Here is a 16640-nt window from a genome sequence, read left to right on the forward strand (position 1 = left end):
ACACTCACTCTACACCCCCCGTGCACCCCCCCCCCCCGAAACTACCCCAACCCGGCCCCCGTCCCCACACGGATACCCTTGACAGGTGACCGACGCCCAAGACACCGCAGCAGACAGCTCCCTGCAGACCACCGGAGGCACCCCTCCGGACGACGCCGGATCTTCTGTGACGGGGGCGCCGACTCCTTTGCTCGAACCGCGCGAGGGCATTCCGCCCGTGATCGCCGACGAGGCGGCCCTCGCGCAGGTGACCGCCGCCTTCGCCGCCGGCTCCGGACCGGTCGCCGTGGACGCCGAGCGCGCCTCCGGCTACCGCTACGGCCAGCGCGCCTACCTGGTGCAGCTGCGCCGTGAGGGCGCCGGCACGGCCCTGATCGATCCGGTCGCCTGCCCCGACCTGTCCGCACTCGGCGAGGCCCTGTCCGGCGTCGAGTGGGTGCTGCACGCGGCCACCCAGGACCTGCCCTGCCTGCGCGAGATAGGCATGGTTCCGGGCCGCCTGTTCGACACCGAGCTGGCCGGCCGGCTCGCCGGCTTCCCCCGGGTCGGCCTCGGCGCCATGGTGGAGGGCGTCCTCGGCTTCGTCCTGGAGAAGGGCCACTCCGCCGTCGACTGGTCGACCCGGCCGCTGCCCGAGCCCTGGCTGCGGTACGCGGCGCTCGACGTCGAGCTGCTCGTCGATCTGCGGGACGCCCTGGAGAAGGAGCTGGACCGGCAGGGCAAGCTGGAGTGGGCGCTCCAGGAGTTCGACGCGATCGCGTCCGCGCCGCCGGCCGAGCCCCGCAAGGACCCCTGGCGCCGCACGTCCGGCATGCACAAGGTGCGGCGGCGCCGGCAGCTCGCCGTGGTGCGCGAGCTGTGGCAGACCCGGGACCGGATCGCGCAGCGCCGGGACGTCTCGCCGGGGAAGGTGCTGAGCGACGCGGCCATCGTGGAGGCCGCGCTGGCCCTGCCGGGCTCCGTCCACGCCCTCGCCGCGCTGGGCGGCTTCGGGCACCGGATGGGGCGGCGGCAGCTGGAGCAGTGGCAGGCCGCCGTGGACCGGGCCAAGGCCCTTCCCGACAGCGCGTTGCCGCAGCCGGGACAGCCGGTGACCGGTCCGCCGCCGCCCCGGGCCTGGGCCGACAAGGATCCGGCCGCCGCGGCGCGGCTGTCCGCCGCCCGGGCGGGGGTGTCCGCCCTCGCCGAGCGGCTGAACATGCCCCAGGAGAACGTGATCTCCCCGGACACCGTGCGGCGGGTGTGCTGGGAGCCGCCGAAGGTGGTCGACACCACGTCCGTGGAGCGTGCGCTCGCGGGGTACGGCGCGCGGCCGTGGCAGGTGGAGCTGGTCACGCCGGTGCTGGTGGACGCGCTGGCGGTGAAGGGCGCCTGACCGTCCCGGCGGGAGCCGTGGGGCCGCGGAAGCGGAACGGGGACGTCGAAATCACGCCAAGATCCTGCGCGGGCACATCCCGGGGGCCGCGGCGCCGCGCCGGTGAGCGCCGCGCCAGGGCCCCCGGTTTCTTCATGGTGCCCGCGCGACTCTTCGTGCCCCGTGCGGGTGCTCCTGCGGCCGGGTGGCCGATGTGACCTTCGCCGCTCCCGCCTTCCGGGGTGTGCAGCCACGTTACTGATAAGTAGCATGGGTGCTGAGCGCGCGCTCAGCGCAACGCAGCAGTGCCATCCCGCATCTGGAGGAGAGCCATCGTGCCTCGTACCGTCAGGGACGTCGTCTTCGTCGACGGCGTCCGCACCCCGTTCGGCAAGGCGGGCCCGAAGGGCATCTACCACGAGACCCGTGCCGACGACCTCGTCGTGAAGGCAATCCGGGAGCTGCTGCGCCGCAACCCCGGTCTGGACCCGAAGAAGATCGACGAGGTCGCCATCGCCGCGACCACGCAGATCGGCGACCAGGGCCTGACTCTCGGCCGTACGGCCGGCATCCTCGCGGGCCTGCCGCAGTCCGTCCCGGGCTACTCGATCGACCGCATGTGCGCCGGCGCCCTGACCGCCGTCACCACCACCGCCGGTTCGATCGCCTTCGGTGCCTACGACGCCGTCATCGCCGGCGGTGTCGAGCACATGGGCCGCCACCCGATGGGCGAGGGCGTGGACCCGAACCCGCGGTTCGTCTCCGAGAAGCTGGTGGACGAGTCGGCCCTGTTCATGGGCATGACCGCGGAGAACCTGCACGACCGCTACCCGCAGATCACCAAGCTGCGCGCCGACGAGTACGCCGTGCGCTCGCAGGAGAAGGCCGCCAAGGCGTACGCCAACGGCAAGATCCAGCAGGACCTGGTGCCGATCTCGGTGCGCCGGACCAACCCCGAGGGCGGCGAGACCGGCTGGGGCCTGGTCACCGCCGACGAGCCGATGCGCCCGGGTACGACCCTGGAGAGCCTGGCCGGTCTGAAGACGCCGTTCCGCGTGCACGGCCGCGTCACCGCGGGCAACGCCGCCGGTCTCAACGACGGTGCCACCGCCTCGATCATCGCCTCCGAGGACTTCGCCCGCGAGCACGACCTGCCGGTGAAGATGCGCCTGGTCTCGTACGCCTTCGCGGGCGTCGAGCCGGAGGTCATGGGCTACGGCCCGATCCCGGCCACGGAGAAGGCGCTCGCCAAGGCGGGCCTGTCCATCTCCGACATCGGCCTGTTCGAGATCAACGAGGCCTTCGCCGTGCAGGTGCTGGCCTTCCTCGACCACTACGGCATCGCCGACGACGACGAGCGCGTCAACCAGTACGGCGGCGCCATCGCCTTCGGTCACCCGCTGGCCTCCTCCGGCGTCCGCCTGATGACGCAGCTGGCCCGCCAGTTCGAGGAGCAGCCGCACGTCCGCTACGGCCTGACCACCATGTGCGTCGGCTTCGGCATGGGCGCGACGGTCATCTGGGAGAACCCGCACTTCGAGGGGGACAAGTGAGCACCACCGCCGAGCTTCTGAAGCAGGCCTCCGAGCTGTTCCCCGACGAGGTCGTCACCAGTGCGCACGTACGCCACTTCGACCTCCCCGCCGGCGCCGGCCGCTTCGCGCTGATCACGCTGGACAACGGCCTGGACCACACCAAGCCGACCACCTTCGGCCCGGCCTCGCTGGCGAACCTGAACACCGCCGTCGACCAGGTCGAGAAGGAGGCCGCGGACGGCGAGATCGTCGGCGTCGGCATCACCGGCAAGCCGTTCATCTTCGCGGTCGGCGCCGACCTCAAGGGCGTCGAGCTGCTGAAGGAGCACGAGCACGCGCTCGCCATCGGCAAGGGCGGTCACGAGGTCTTCAAGCGCCTGGCGAAGCTGGCCGTGCCGACCTTCGCCTACTACAACGGCGCGGCGATGGGCGGCGGCGTCGAGGTCGGCCTGCACTGCACCTACCGGACCGTCTCCAAGGCGATCCCGGCGTTCTCGCTGCCCGAGGTCTTCCTCGGCCTGGTCCCCGGCTGGGGCGGCTGCACCCTGCTGCCGAACCTGATCGGCGCCGAGAAGGCCGTCTCGGTCATCATCGAGAACTCGCTGAACCAGAACAAGCAGCTCAAGGGCAAGCAGGTCTTCGACCTCGGGATCGCGGACGCGCTCTTCGAGGGAGCCGACTTCCTGGAGCAGTCGCTGATCTGGACCGCCCAGGTGCTCAAGGGCGACATCAAGGTCGAGCGCCCGGTGATCGACCGCGGCGAGGCCTGGGACCAGGCCGTCGCCAAGGGCCGTTTCATCGCGGACAGCAAGGTGCACGGGGCCGCTCCGGCCGCCTACCGCGCCCTGGACATCATCGCCGCCGCCAAGAACGAGGACCTCCAGCAGGGCTTCGACGCCGAGGACCAGGCCCTCGCCGACCTGATCATGGGCGGCGAACTGCGCTCCGGCATCTACGCGTTCAACCTGGTGCAGAAGCGCGGCAAGCGTCCCGCCGGCGCCCCGGACAAGAACCTGGCCCGCCCGGTCACCAAGGTCGGCGTCGTCGGCGCCGGTCTGATGGCCAGCCAGCTCGCGCTGCTGTTCCTGCGCCGTCTGGAGGTGCCGGTCGTGCTGACCGACATCGACCAGGCGCGCGTCGACAAGGGTGTGGGCTACGTCCACGCCGAGATCGACAAGCTGCTCGGCAAGGGCCGGATCAACCAGGACAAGGCCAACCGCCTCAAGGCGCTGGTCACCGGTGTGCTGGACAAGGCCGAGGGCTTCTCCGACGCCGACTTCGTCATCGAGGCCGTCTTCGAGGAGATCGGCGTCAAGCAGCAGGTGTTCGCGGAGGTCGAGGCGGTCGCCCCGGCGCACGCGATCTTCGCCACCAACACCTCCTCGCTGTCGGTCACCGAGATGGCGTCGAAGCTGAAGCACCCCGAGCGGGTCGTCGGCTTCCACTTCTTCAACCCGGTCGCGGTGCTGCCGCTGCTGGAGATCGTCCGCGGCGAGAAGACGGACGACGCCTCCCTGGCGACCGCGTTCGCCGTCGCCAAGAAGCTGAAGAAGACCGCGGTGCTGGTCAAGGACGCCCCGGCGTTCGTCGTGAACCGCATCCTGACCCGCTTCATGGGCGAGATCCAGAACGTCATCGACGAGGGCACCCCGGTCGAGGTCGCCGAGAAGGCCGTCGAGCCGCTCGGTCTGCCGATGTCCCCGCTGGTGCTGCTGGAGCTGGTCGGCCCGGCGATCGGCCTGCACGTCTCCGAGACGCTGCACGGCGCGTTCCCGGACCGCTTCACGGTCTCCCCGAACCTCAAGGCGGTCGTGGAGGCGGGCAAGCGCGGCTTCTACGTCTACGACAGCGGCAAGCCGGAGCTGGACCCGGAGGTCGCCGCGCTGCTCAAGCAGGGCGACGTCGTCCTGACCGAGGAGCAGGTGCGGGCCCGCGTGCTCGACGCCGTCGCCCAGGAGATCGGGCTCATGCTCGACGAGGGCGTCGTCGCCGAGGCCCAGGACATCGACCTGTGCCTGATCACGGGCGCCGGCTGGCCCTTCCACCTGGGCGGCATCACGCCGTACCTGGACCGCGAGGGCGTGTCGGAGCGTGTGAACGGCAAGAAGTTCCTGGCGCCGGGCGTGGCCAGCGTTCCCGCGTAACACCGGGTGACATCACCGAGGGCCCCCGCCGCGGCGGGGGCCCTCGCGTGTGTCAGACCTCCCGCCACGCCTCCAGCGCCAGCCCCGGCTCGTCCTTGCGCCGGGTCAGCAGGAGGCGGCCGGTCGACGGGGACGACGTCGCCGCCACCACGCGGCCCCCCTCGTCCTTGGTGAGGGACACCAGCGCGTCCAGCGGCAGCTCGGGGCCCGACTCGGTCCACCAGGCGCCCGCGGACTCCAGTTCGGTCGGATAGGCGGCGAAGGCGACCCGGCGGGCGGCCGACCGCTGGACCAGCAGGGTGCAGTCGTGGCCGTCCAGGTCGCAGCGGACCGCCGACACCGGGCCCGGCCCGGCCGCGGGCAGCAGGGTGACCGGCTTGCCGCCCGGGCGCCAGGCGCACAGGTCGCCGGAGGTGTCGGTGTAGAAGACGGTCGTACGGTCCGGGGAGGTGGCCAGGGCGCGCAGGGTGCCGGGGCGGACCGGCGCCTGGAGGGACTCCTGCAGCACCGGCTGGGCGCCCGGCTGTTCCTGACGCCAGTACAGCAGGCCCTGCGGGACGGCCGCGTACAGCTCGACCCGGCCGGACTCCCCCGTCACCGCCGCCAGACCGTCCTGGACCTCCTCGCCCTTGAGGTCCCGCCAGGGGTCCCAGCCGCCCTTCTCCTTCTGGGCGAGCATGCTCACGCCGCCGCCCTTGTTGCGGACGAAGAGATGGGCGCGGCCCTGGGCGTCCACCGCGACGGCGGGGGTGCCGGTCCGGTCGCCCTTCTTGTTGGGGTGGCCGACCGGGTTCCAGTCCAGGGCCGCCAGGTGCGGGCGGAAGTGCGTGGAGTGCACCAGCCCGGACTCGCCCTTGACGGTGGGCCGCCAGGAGACCAGGTGGGCATAGCCGTCGGCGCCCTGGCCGACGGCCAGGACGGGATGCAGCCGCTGCTCGCCGCCCACCCTACGGGGGGCGGACCAGGGGCCGCCGGGGCCGCGCTCCGCCCGGCACCGGACGGCGTCGCCCGACAGCTGGTAAACGCTGAGCCGGCCGTCGCGGCCGCGCAGGAGCCAGTCGCCGTTCACCGGTTCACTTTAAGCCGCCCGGTACCGGCCCCGGGGCCCGGCCCCCGTACCGCCGGCCCGTGGGACCCTGGGGTGCATGACCGATCCCCGCCACCCCGTGGACGCCTCCCACTCCCCCGCCCCACTGCTCGTCGTCGTGGACGGCGCGAACGTCGTCGGTTCCCGGCCCGACGGCTGGTGGCGGGATCGCAGGGGCGCGGCCGAGCGGCTGCGGGACCGGCTGGCCAGCGAGGGGCTGCCCGGCCACGCGGGGCCCGTGGAGATCGTGCTCGTGGTCGAGGGGGCCGCCCGGGGCGTGGCGTCCGTGCCCGGCGTCCGGGTGGAGTCGGCGCCGGGCAGCGGGGACGACCGGATCGTGGAGCTGACCGCGCAGAGCGCCGGCCGGCCCCGCCTGGTCGTCACCGCCGACCGGGAGCTGCGGCGCCGGGCGGCGGAGCTGGGGGCCGAGGTGGCGGGGCCGCGTACGGTCCTGGGCTGAGCCGCGCCCGCTGCCCGGCCGGCACCCGGGCGTACAGCACCGCCCCGTCGACCCGGCCCACCTCCGCGTAGTCGGCGGCCAGCAGGCGGCGCAGGGTGGGCAGGCGGTCGGGGGCGTAGGGCCGGCCCCGGGAGTCGTCGACGACCAGGGCGGGGGCGTGCGCGGTCATCTCCCGCCGGAAGACCGGCCAGGCGCCGGCGACGGCGTACTCCTCGCCGACCCGGGGGCCGTCCCGGCCGCCGCTGTAGTTGGTGAGCAGGCCCGCGGTGAGGTAGCGGGTGGCGGGGGTACGGCCGGCCAGCCAGTACGTCTCCGGGTGTATGCCCCAGACGAGGACCCGGTCGGCGGGTGCCGTGCGGTGCGCGAGGGCCGCCGCCAGCCGTTCGGCGTGCGCGAGTTCGGGGCGCGGGGCGAACAGGCCCCAGCCGACGAAGAGGGCGCAGGCGCAGGCCGAGGTGAAGACGGCGGCCAGGTGCCGTTCCTGGGGCAGGACGTGCAGCGCGGCGGTGGCCAGCAGGGCGAGCGGCGGGGTCAGTTGCAGGTAGTAGTGGCCGAAGAAGTGGCAGCCGAGGATCACCGCGACGGCCGAGGAGGCCAGCCACAGCCACAGTTCGGCCGCTCCGGTGCGGGCGGTGCGCAGGGCCCGTACGAGCGGGGGCAGCAGCCCCGCCGAGGCCGCGGCCAGGATCGCGGTGTTGGTCAGCGCGCGGGCCAGGACGTGGAGTTCGGAGCCGGTGGGGGTGGCGTAGGCGGCGGACCCGGTCACCGTCCAGAACAGGAAGCCGGCCGGGTCCGTCAGCAGGGCCGCGCCGAGCACGGGTACGGCGAGACCGGCGGCGAGCCGGGGCAGGCCCGCGCGGGTGCCGCCCCGGCGGTGCAGCAGCCAGACCGCCGGCAGCAGGACGGCGCCGCCGGTCTGCTTGGTCAGGAACGCGGCGGCGACGGCGGCCCCGGCCGCGCCCCAGCGCCCGCGGTCGGCGCACCACAGGGCGGCGGCCGTCCAGGGCAGCATGAACACCTCGAAGGTGGCGGCCTGCGCGTCCTCGGGGTTGAGCCCGACGGAGACGAGCAGGTACAGCACTCCGGCGGTGCGGCCGGCGCGGTCGCCCCAGCGGCGGCGGGCCAGCGAGGCCAGCAGGACGGCGGTGAGCAGCTGGGCGAGGACGGCGAGGACCCGCAGCGGGGTCAGCGAGCCGGAGCCGCACAGCGCGAACGCGGCCTGGTACAGCCAGGGCAGCAGCGGCGGTTTGCGGTCCACCACCGTCTCGTACAGCTGTCCGCCCCCGGCCAGCAGCCGGGCCTGGACGGCGAGGAAGCCCTCGTCCGGGTTCCACAGCGGCCGGACGAAGGAGGGCACCCGGGTGACGCAGGCCAGCGCCGCCAGGAGGGGCAGGAGCCGCGACCAGTACGCCGTCCGGGTGACCGTGGGCCGTGCGGGGGCGAGCGGGGCGGCGAGCATGGTCCGCACGCTATCCGGCCCCGCCGTCTCCGCCGAAGCGGGACATACGGGGTCGGGGGGTCGGTCGGCTAGCGGGTCGTTCCGTTCGGCGGATGCGCGGCCTCGGCGGCGGCGGTCTCCTGTTCCCGGCCGAGGCGGCTGTGGGAACGGCCGTAGAGGAAGTAGACGACGAAGCCGATGACCATCCAGATGGCGAACCGGAGCCAGGTCTCGGCGGGCAGGTTGAGCATCAGCCACAGCGAGGCGCACACCGACAGGACGGGGATGACCGGGACCCACGGGGTGCGGAAGGCGCGGTGCAGGTCGGGGCGGGTCCTGCGCAGGATGATGACGCTCAGGGCGACGACGACGAACGCGAACAGCGTGCCGATGTTCACCAGCTCGGCCAGTTCGCTCAGGCTGGTGAAGCCGGCCACGATCGCGATGATCACGCCGAGCAGGATGGTCGGCCGGTGCGGGGTGCGGAAGCGCGGGTGGACGCGGGAGAAGAAGCGGGGCAGCAGTCCGTCCCGGCTCATCGCGAAGAACACCCGGGTCTGGCCCAGCAGCAGGATCATGCAGACGGTGGTCAGGCCGACCGCGGCGCCGAAGCTGATGACGCCCGCGTACCAGGGGTGGCCGATGGACTTGAACGCGTCGGCGAGCGGGGCGTCGACGGAGAGCCGGGTGTACTTCTGCATGCCGGTGACGACGATGGAGACGGCGACGTAGAGCACGGTGCAGATGAGCAGGGAGCCGAGGATGCCGCGCGGCATGTCCCGCTGCGGGTTGCGGGTCTCCTCGGCGGCGGTGGCGACGATGTCGAACCCGATGAACGCGAAGAACACCACCGAGGCGGCGGTGAAGATGCCCATCACACCGAAGTTGGACGGCGCCCAGCCGAACATCAGCTGGATCAGCGGGGCGTTGAGGTTGCCGCCTGCCGGCACGGCCTGGGGTGCGGGGATGAACGGCTTGTAGTTGGCGCCGCTCACGAAGAAGGCGCCCGCGATGATCACGATGAGGACGACGGTCACCTTGATGGCGACGACGACCGAGGTGATCCGCGCGGACAGCTTCATGCCGACGACGAGGATGGCGGTGAGCACCAGCACCAGGGCGGCGGCGAGGATGTCGAACCCGAAGCCGGAGGCGCCTTCCCGGCCGCCCAGGGAGGCCGGCAGGTGCCAGCCCCAGTTGTCCATCAGGGAGCGGATGTAGCCGGACCAGCCGACCGCCACCACGGCGGTGCCGAGGGCGAATTCCAGGACCAGGTCCCAGCCGATGATCCAGGCGGGCAGCTCGCCCAGGGAGGCGTACGAGAAGGTGTACGCGGAGCCCGCCACGGGGACCGTGGAGGCGAACTCGGCGTAGCACAGGGCGGCGAGCCCGCAGGCGACACCGGCCGCGACGAAGGACAGGGACACCGCCGGGCCGGCGTTGTTCTTGGCGACCTGCCCGGTGAGGACGAAGATGCCGGTGCCGATGATGACACCGACGCCGAAGACGGTCAGGTCGAGCGCGGAGAGGGTCTTCTTGAGCGAGTGCTCGGGTTCCTCGGTGTCGAGGATCGACTGCTCGATCTTCTTCGTCCTGAAGAGCGTGCTGCTCACGGGCCTACCTCCCACACGCTTGTCGTCCTCGACATGATCGAGAGGGCTGGGGACGCGTAAGCCCCGGCACAGGCAGGTTCACGCAAAAAGGCCGGTTCCGCCACCCGGAGAAGCGGCGGAACCGGCCCGTGGGATCCGTTTCTAGTCGCGCGCGGGCTCCACGGAGTCCACCGCGCGCGCCGAGTCGCCGAACCGGCCGTCGATCTTGGCGACCAGCCCGGTGACCTGGCGGGCGATGTCCGGCGCGGTCAGCCCGATCTCGGCGAGCACCTCGGCGCGGGAGGCGTGGTCCAGGAAGCGCGGCGGGATGCCGAAGTCGCGCAGCGGCACGTCCACGCCCGCGTCCCGCAGGGCCTGGGCGATCGCGGAGCCGACTCCGCCGGCGCGGCTGTTGTCCTCGACGGTGACGACGACCCGGTGCCGCTCGGCGAGCGGGGCCATGGCCTCGTCGACGGGCTTGACCCAGCGCGGGTCGACCACGGTGGTGGTGATGCCCTGGCGGTCGAGCAGCTCGGCGATCTCCAGGCACATCGGGGCGAGGGCGCCCACCGAGACCAGCAGCACGTCCGGCCGGTCGGTGCCCGGCTCGCGGAGCACGTCCATGCCTCCGACCCGGCCCACGGCGGGTACGGCGGGGCCGACGGCACCCTTGGAGAAGCGCACCACGGTCGGCGCGTCCTCGACGGCGACGGCCTCTCGCAGCTGGGCCCGCACCTGGTCGGCGTCGCGCGGCGCGGCCAGCCGCAGCCCGGGCACCACCTGGAGGATCGACATGTCCCACATGCCGTTGTGCGAGGCGCCGTCGGTGCCGGTGACGCCGGCCCGGTCCAGTACGAACGTCACTCCGCACCGGTGCAGGGCCACGTCCATGAGGACCTGGTCGAAGGCGCGGTTCAGGAAGGTGGCGTACACGGCGAAGACGGGGTGCAGACCGGCGTAGGCGAGGCCGGCCGCGGAGACGGCGCCGTGCTGCTCGGCGATCCCGACGTCGTACACCCGTTCGGGGAAGCGCTTGGCGAAGCGGTCCAGGCCGACCGGCTGGAGCATGGCCGCGGTGATGGCGACGATGTCCTCGCGCTCCTCGCCGAGCCGCACCATCTCCTCGCCGAAGACCGAGGTCCAGTCGGCGCCGGAGGAGGCGATCGGCAGGCCGGTGTCCGGGTGGATCTTGCCGACGGCGTGGAACCGGTCGGCCTCGTCCTGGAGGGCGGGCTGGTAGCCGCGGCCCTTCTCGGTCAGGCAGTGCACGATGACCGGCCCGCCGAACCGTTTGGCCCGGGCCAGCGCCGACTCCAGCGCCTCGATGTCGTGGCCGTCGATCGGGCCGACGTACTTCAGGCCCAGGTCCTCGAACATGCCCTGCGGGGCGATGAAGTCCTTCAGCCCCTTCTTGGCGCCGTGCAGGGTCTCGTACAGCGGCTTGCCGACGACCGGGGTGCGGTCGAGGATGTCCTTGGTCCGGGCCAGGAAGCGCTCGTAGCCGTCGGTCGTGCGCAGGGTCGCCAGGTGGTTGGCGAGGCCGCCGATGGTCGGGGCGTAGGAGCGCTCGTTGTCGTTGACGACGATGACGAGCGGGCGGTCCTTGGCCTCGGCGATGTTGTTCAGCGCCTCCCAGGCCATGCCGCCGGTCAGCGCCCCGTCACCGATGACCGCGACCACGTGGCTGTCCTGCCTGCGCAGCTGGTTGGCCTTGGCGATGCCGTCGGCCCAGCCGAGCACGGTCGAGGCGTGGCTGTTCTCGATGACGTCGTGCTCGGACTCGGCCTGCGAGGGGTAGCCCGACAGGCCGCCCTTCATCTTCAGCCGCGAGAAGTCCTGCCGGCCGGTGAGCAGCTTGTGCACGTAGGACTGGTGGCCGGTGTCCCACAGCACCTTGTCCTTCGGGGACTCGAAGACCCGGTGCAGGGCGATGGTCAGCTCCACCACACCGAGGTTGGGGCCCAGGTGCCCGCCGGTCTTGGAGACCTCCTGGACGAGGAAGGTACGGATCTCCTCCGCCAGCTGGTCCAGCTCCTCCAGGCTGAGCCGGTCCAGATCGCGCGGTCCCCTGATGCGGGTCAGCAGCGGCACCCGTGCCTCCTTGCAGTAGAGCTGATCGAGCTGTTGCCGGGCTCGCCCGAGTCTAATGTTCCGGCCTGACAACACATGACAGCGCCCGACACCTTTGACGGTGCCGGGCTCTGTGAGCGCCCGAAGGGGCGCGGGGAACCGCGCGACCGGCCATCAAGGACCGGCACCCGCCGTCACACCCGCACCCCTGCGGCGCGACCGCGTTACGCGCGCCCCGCGGTCTTCTGCGTCTTGCGCGTGATGGAGTCGATCACCACGGTGGTCAGCAGCACGGCGGCGGTGATCATGTACTTCACCGGCTCCGCGATGGACTGCAGCTGCAGCCCGTACTGGATGGACACGATCACCAGCACACCCAGCAGCGCGTTCCACGTGCGACCGCGCCCGCCGAACAGCGACGTACCACCGATGACGGCCGCGGCGATCGCGTTCATGAGCAGGTCACCCGTACCGGCGCTCTGGTTGGCCGAGGCGATCTTCGAGGCCAGGAACAGACCGCCGACCGCCGCGAACCCACCGGAGATCGCGAAGACGGAGATCCGCACCGCCGTGACGTTGATACCCGCACGCCGGGAGGCCTCGACGCTGCCGCCGAGCGCGAAGATCTTGCGGCCGTAGGCGGTGCGCCGCAGCACGAAGTCGGTCCCGACCAGGAACGCGAGGAAGATCACCGTGGCCAGCGGCAGGCCCTTGTACTGGTTGTACATGTAGGCCGCGGCGAAGGAGACCACCGCCAGCAGGACCGTGCGCAGCACGGTGTCGCTGAGCGGCCGGGACGGGACGCCCGCGGCCTCCCGGCGCCGGTTGCCGAGGAAGGAGGTGAGGAAGAACACGCCCACCACGACCACGGCGAGGCCGTACGCGGCGGCGACGTCCGAGAAGTAGTACGTGGTCAGCTTGGCGACCAGGCCGTCGCCGTCGAGGTTGATCGTGCCGTCCTCGCCCAGCACCTTCAGCATGAAGCCGAGCCAGAACAGCAGGCCGGCCAGCGTCACGGCGAAGGCGGGGGCGCCGAGCACCGCGAAGAAGAAGCCGTGCAGCGCGCCGATCGCGACACCGGCGCCGATGGCGAGGAGGACGGCCGCCCACTCCGGCCAGCCCTGGTTGACCGCGAGGACGGCCATCAGGGCGCTGGCCGCGCCGCTGACCGAGCCGACCGACAGGTCGATCTCGCCGAGCAGCAGCACGAAGACGATGCCGACCGAGATCATGCCCGTGCCGACCATCGTGACGGTGACGTCGTTGATGTTCTGCGCGGACAGGAAGTTGGAGTTCAGCACCTGGAAGATGATGCAGATGGCGGCGAGGCCGACCACGACCGGCAGGGAGCCCAGCTCACCGGCCTTCATCTTGCGCTTGAACTCGCTCCAGTAGCCGAGCAGGCCCTGCTCGCGCACCAGCAGGCGCGGGTCGACGGCGGTGACCGCGGCGGCCGCGGCCTCCGGGTTGACGACCGGGGCGTCCTGCGGCTCCTCGGTCTTGCCGACGTTCGCGGAGGTCTTGTCGATGCTCACTGGGAAACCTCCCCGTTCGTGCGCGCCGCACGGCGGGTCACGGCGTTGTCGGTGGCGCCCGTGATGGCGGAGATGATCTCCTCCTGCGAGGTCGTCTTGACCTCGAAGACGCCGTTGTTGCGGCCGAGGCGCAGGACGGCGACCTTGTCGGCCACCGCCTTCACGTCCGCCATGTTGTGGCTGATGAGGATGACGGCGTGGCCGCGCTCGCGCAGCCGCTCGACGAGGTCGAGCACCTGGGCGGTCTGCTCGACGCCGAGGGCGGCGGTCGGCTCGTCCAGGATGACCAGCTTGGGGTCGCCGAGCATCGAGCGCGCGATGGCCACGGTCTGGCGCTGGCCGCCGGAGAGCGAGGCGATCGGGATGCGGACGCTCGGGATGCGGATCGACAGCGTGGTGAGCAGCTCGCGGGCGCGGCGCTCCATCTCGACCTCGTCCAGGACGCCCCACTTCCTCAGCTCACGGCCGAGGAACAGGTTGCCGACGACGTCGATGTTGTCGCACAGCGCGAGGTCCTGGTAGACCGTCGCGATGCCCAGCGCCTGGGCGTCGTGCGGCCGGCTGATCGACACGGGCTTGCCATCCCATTCGATGGCGCCCTCGTCGATGGGATGCACGCCGGCGATCGTCTTGACCAGCGTGGACTTTCCGGCACCGTTGTCGCCGACCAGGGCGACCACCTCACCGGCGTGGACCTCAAGCTCTACGTCGGTGAGCGCCTGGACGGCACCGAATCGCTTGGAGACCCCGCGCAACGCCAGCACGGGCGTAGCGGACACGTGAACCATCTCCTTCGCCGCCTGACCCGGCGGGAGGTTGTGCAGAAGTTTAGAGGGGAGTTCCGTCCGGCGCCCCGCGCCGAGCTTGCGGGGCTGTCGAATGCGCGGGGCGCCGGAGGAGCCTGGGGCAGCCGGTCACCTCCGCCGCGGGCGTTCAGGCAATGAACGCCGGCGGCCCGGAGGGGACTGCGGACTGCTTACTTGAGGCCGAGCTTGTCGCAGGCGGCCTTGTACTTGCCGGTGCAGATGTCGGCGGCGGTGTAGACGCCGTCCTTGATGACGGTGTCCTTGATGTTGTCCTTGGTCAGCGAGGTGACCGGGACCAGCACCGAGGGCACGTCCTTCTGGGAGGTGCTGGAGACCTTGTCCTTGGCGACGGAGTCCAGCGACTTGCCCTGGGCGAGCGCGACGGCCATCTCGGCGGCGGCGTCGGCCTCCGGCGCGTACGGCTTGTAGACGCTCATGTACTGGTCACCGGCGACGATGCGCTGCACACCGGCCAGCTCGGCGTCCTGGCCGGTGACCGGGACGTTGAGACCGGCGGCCTTGAGGGCGGTGATGATACCGCCGGCCATGCCGTCGTTGGCGGAGTAGACGCCCACGATGTTCTTCTTGCCGACCGCGGAGATCGCCGCCTCCATCTCGGAGTTGGCGTTGTCCGGCGACCACTCCTTGGTGTCGTACTCCTTGGCGATGGTGACCTTGCCGTCGAGGACGGAGTGCGCGCCCTTCTTGAACTGGGCGGCGTTCGGGTCGGTCACCGAGCCGTTGATCATGACGACCTTGGAGGACTTGCCGGCCTTGCCGCCCAGCGCCTTCAGCAGGGCGTTGCCCTGGGTCCGGCCGACCTCCTCGTTGTCGAACGAGGTGTAGGCGCTGATCGGGCCCTCGGCGAGGCGGTCGTAGGCGACGACCTTGATGCCGGCGTCCACGGCCTTCTGGACGGAGTTCTGGATGGCCTTGGCGTCCACCGCGTCCACGATCAGGACGTCCACCTTGTTGGTGATCATGGTGTCGACCTGCTGGGCCTGCAGGTTCGCGTCCTGACGGGCGTTGTTGTAGTCGACCGTGGCCTTGCCGTTCGTCAGTTCCTTGATCTTCTTCTCGATCAGCGGCCTGTCGAACTTCTCGTAGCGGGCGGTCTTGTTCTCCGGCAGGAGCAGACCGACCTTGATGTCGTCGCCCTTCTTGGCCGACGCGGAGGAAGAGTCGTCGTTGCCCTTCGACTCCTTGGCGCTGCCACAGGCGGCCAGCGAGACGGCCATCGCACCGGCGGCAACGGCAACGGCGGCACGACGCATACGTGCGTTCACTTGTGAAACCTCCCTGACGAGGCCGCGTCGTTGCGGCCGAGGTGGCTGGAAGTCAACTCGGCCACACGTGCGACGTCAAGAAGTAAATCCTTAACGAGATGGCAACGGTGCCATCCGTTCTCTAAGTGAAGGCAGGGGCCGCCACGGGGAGTGCCCCCTCCAAAAGGGTTGAATCGCCCATCTCGCTGAGGGCGAGGGCGAGCGCTCCGAGCACCTCCGCCCGGCCCCCAAGTGCCCCTGGAAGAACGGACAGTTGGCGCGCCGCGCTGGGAATGGCGTAGCGGCCGACGGACTCCCTGATCGGCCCGAGCACCAGCTCGCCGGCCTCGGCGAGATCACCGCCGAGGACCACCCTGCTCGGGTTCAGCAGATTGCAGAGATTGGCCACCCCACTGCCGATGTGGCGGCCGACGTCGGCGATCACCCGACGACAGCCCGGATCACCGTCCCTGGCCAGCCGTACGACGCCTTCCATGGTCAGGTCGGTGCCGTGGCTGGGCTGGAGCAGCGGGAGCACATAGCGCGCCGCCGCGAACGTCTCCAGGCAGCCGCGGTTACCGCAGCGGCAGACCGGGCCGGATTCATCGAGTGTAATATGTCCGATTTCTCCAGCTGTGCCACCCGGGCCGCGATAAATTTTCCCGTCGATGACCAGGCCGGCGCCGACACCGCTCGCCACCTTGATGTAGGCGAGGTCCCGCACGCCCTTGCCGCTGCCCCAGACCAGCTCGCCCAGGGCGCCGAGGTTGGCGTCGTTGTCCACGTGCACGGGCACGCCGAGCCGTTCGCGCAGCTCCTCGGCGGGCTTGGTGCCGCCCCAGCCGGGCAGGATCGCGGTGGACCCCAGCGTGCCCGACTCCACGTCGATCGGACCCGGCACGCCGAGCCCCACGCCGGCCACCTTGGTCCGGTCCACGCCGGTCGCCGCGATCAGCCGCTCGACCAGCTGTTCGGCCCGGTCGAAGCCCTGGTCGGCGGAGGCGTCCACGTCCAGCGGCTCGGCCTCCTCGGCCAGCACCTGATGGGCGAGGTTCCCGATCGCGACGCGCAGATGGGTGTGCCCGAAGTCGACGCCGATCACGATCCCGGCGTCGCCGCTCAGGCTGACGCTGCGGGCCCGGCGCCCGCCCGCCGACGTGGGCGTGACCTCGACGGTTCCGCCGTCCTTCAGCTCCCGCACGATGTTGGAGACGGTCGCTGCGGACAGCCCGGTCGTCCGCGCGATCTCCGCCTGCGTGAGGGACCCGGCCAGGCGTACGGCCCGGACGACCCGCTCCAGGTTGGCTCGGTGCAGCGACGACTGCGACCCTGGAGTCTCCACGACGACCTCCTG

12 protein-coding genes are annotated in these 16640 nt (G+C 71.5%); 4 read left to right on the top strand and 8 right to left on the bottom strand.

What is annotated here, in order from left to right:
* Nucleotides 1-85: 85 nt before the first annotated feature.
* The 3 genes from ABZ923_RS31500 (at nt 86) to ABZ923_RS31510 (ending at nt 5033) form a co-directional block, all read left to right on the top strand.
* Nucleotides 86-1375: a ribonuclease D gene (locus ABZ923_RS31500; protein ID WP_361478415.1), complete on the top strand. Its 1290-nt coding sequence runs from the start codon at nt 86-88 to the stop codon at nt 1373-1375.
* Nucleotides 1376-1689: 314 nt separating this feature from the next.
* Nucleotides 1690-2907 (top strand): acetyl-CoA C-acyltransferase, encoded by a 1218-nt coding sequence (locus tag ABZ923_RS31505; protein ID WP_361478418.1) that lies wholly within the window; start codon nt 1690-1692, stop codon nt 2905-2907.
* Nucleotides 2904-5033 carry a 3-hydroxyacyl-CoA dehydrogenase NAD-binding domain-containing protein gene (locus ABZ923_RS31510; RefSeq protein WP_361478421.1) on the top strand — a complete coding sequence of 710 codons (2130 nt, stop codon included), beginning with the start codon at nt 2904-2906 and terminating at the stop codon, nt 5031-5033. The genes ABZ923_RS31505 and ABZ923_RS31510 overlap by 4 nt, the downstream gene beginning before the upstream one ends.
* Nucleotides 5034-5085: 52 nt before the next feature.
* Here ABZ923_RS31510 and ABZ923_RS31515 read toward each other — a convergent pair whose 3' ends face one another.
* Nucleotides 5086-6102, bottom strand: coding sequence for a hypothetical protein (locus ABZ923_RS31515; protein ID WP_361478424.1), 1017 nt, complete (start codon nt 6100-6102; stop codon nt 5086-5088).
* 76 nt (nt 6103-6178) lie between these two features.
* Between ABZ923_RS31515 and ABZ923_RS31520 the strand changes: the two genes are divergently transcribed.
* Entirely contained in the window at nt 6179-6580 is a 402-nt protein-coding gene (locus ABZ923_RS31520) for an NTP pyrophosphohydrolase (protein ID WP_361478427.1), read from the top strand.
* On the opposite strand, the gene ABZ923_RS31525 is transcribed toward ABZ923_RS31520, so the two are convergent.
* From ABZ923_RS31525 to ABZ923_RS31555, 7 genes are all read right to left on the bottom strand, one after another.
* Nucleotides 6501-8039 carry a glycosyltransferase family 39 protein gene (locus ABZ923_RS31525; protein ID WP_361478430.1) on the bottom strand — a complete coding sequence of 513 codons (1539 nt, stop codon included), beginning with the start codon at nt 8037-8039 and terminating at the stop codon, nt 6501-6503. The two genes, ABZ923_RS31520 and ABZ923_RS31525, sit on opposite strands and share 80 nt — an antisense overlap.
* Nucleotides 8040-8107: 68 nt before the next feature.
* Nucleotides 8108-9631: an amino acid permease gene (locus ABZ923_RS31530; protein WP_361478433.1), complete on the bottom strand. Its 1524-nt coding sequence runs from the start codon at nt 9629-9631 to the stop codon at nt 8108-8110.
* A 141-nt stretch (nt 9632-9772) separates the two neighbouring features.
* Nucleotides 9773-11701 carry a 1-deoxy-D-xylulose-5-phosphate synthase gene (gene dxs / locus ABZ923_RS31535; RefSeq protein ID WP_361478436.1) on the bottom strand — a complete coding sequence of 643 codons (1929 nt, stop codon included), beginning with the start codon at nt 11699-11701 and terminating at the stop codon, nt 9773-9775.
* 203 nt (nt 11702-11904) lie between these two features.
* On the bottom strand, nt 11905-13215 hold the full coding sequence (locus tag ABZ923_RS31540; RefSeq protein ID WP_361478439.1) for a sugar ABC transporter permease: 1311 nt from the start codon (nt 13213-13215) through the stop codon (nt 11905-11907).
* Entirely contained in the window at nt 13212-14003 is a 792-nt protein-coding gene (locus tag ABZ923_RS31545) for an ATP-binding cassette domain-containing protein (RefSeq protein WP_361478442.1), read from the bottom strand. The genes ABZ923_RS31540 and ABZ923_RS31545 overlap by 4 nt, the downstream gene beginning before the upstream one ends.
* A 188-nt stretch (nt 14004-14191) precedes the next feature.
* Entirely contained in the window at nt 14192-15295 is a 1104-nt protein-coding gene (locus tag ABZ923_RS31550; RefSeq protein WP_361478475.1) for a substrate-binding domain-containing protein, read from the bottom strand.
* 133 nt (nt 15296-15428) lie between these two features.
* Nucleotides 15429-16628, bottom strand: a complete 1200-nt coding sequence (locus ABZ923_RS31555) for an ROK family transcriptional regulator (RefSeq protein ID WP_361478445.1) — start codon at nt 16626-16628, stop codon at nt 15429-15431.
* Nucleotides 16629-16640 lie beyond the last annotated feature (12 nt).

Source organism: Streptomyces sp. NPDC046881 (assembly GCF_040645015.1).
Lineage (GTDB): Bacteria > Actinomycetota > Actinomycetes > Streptomycetales > Streptomycetaceae > Streptomyces.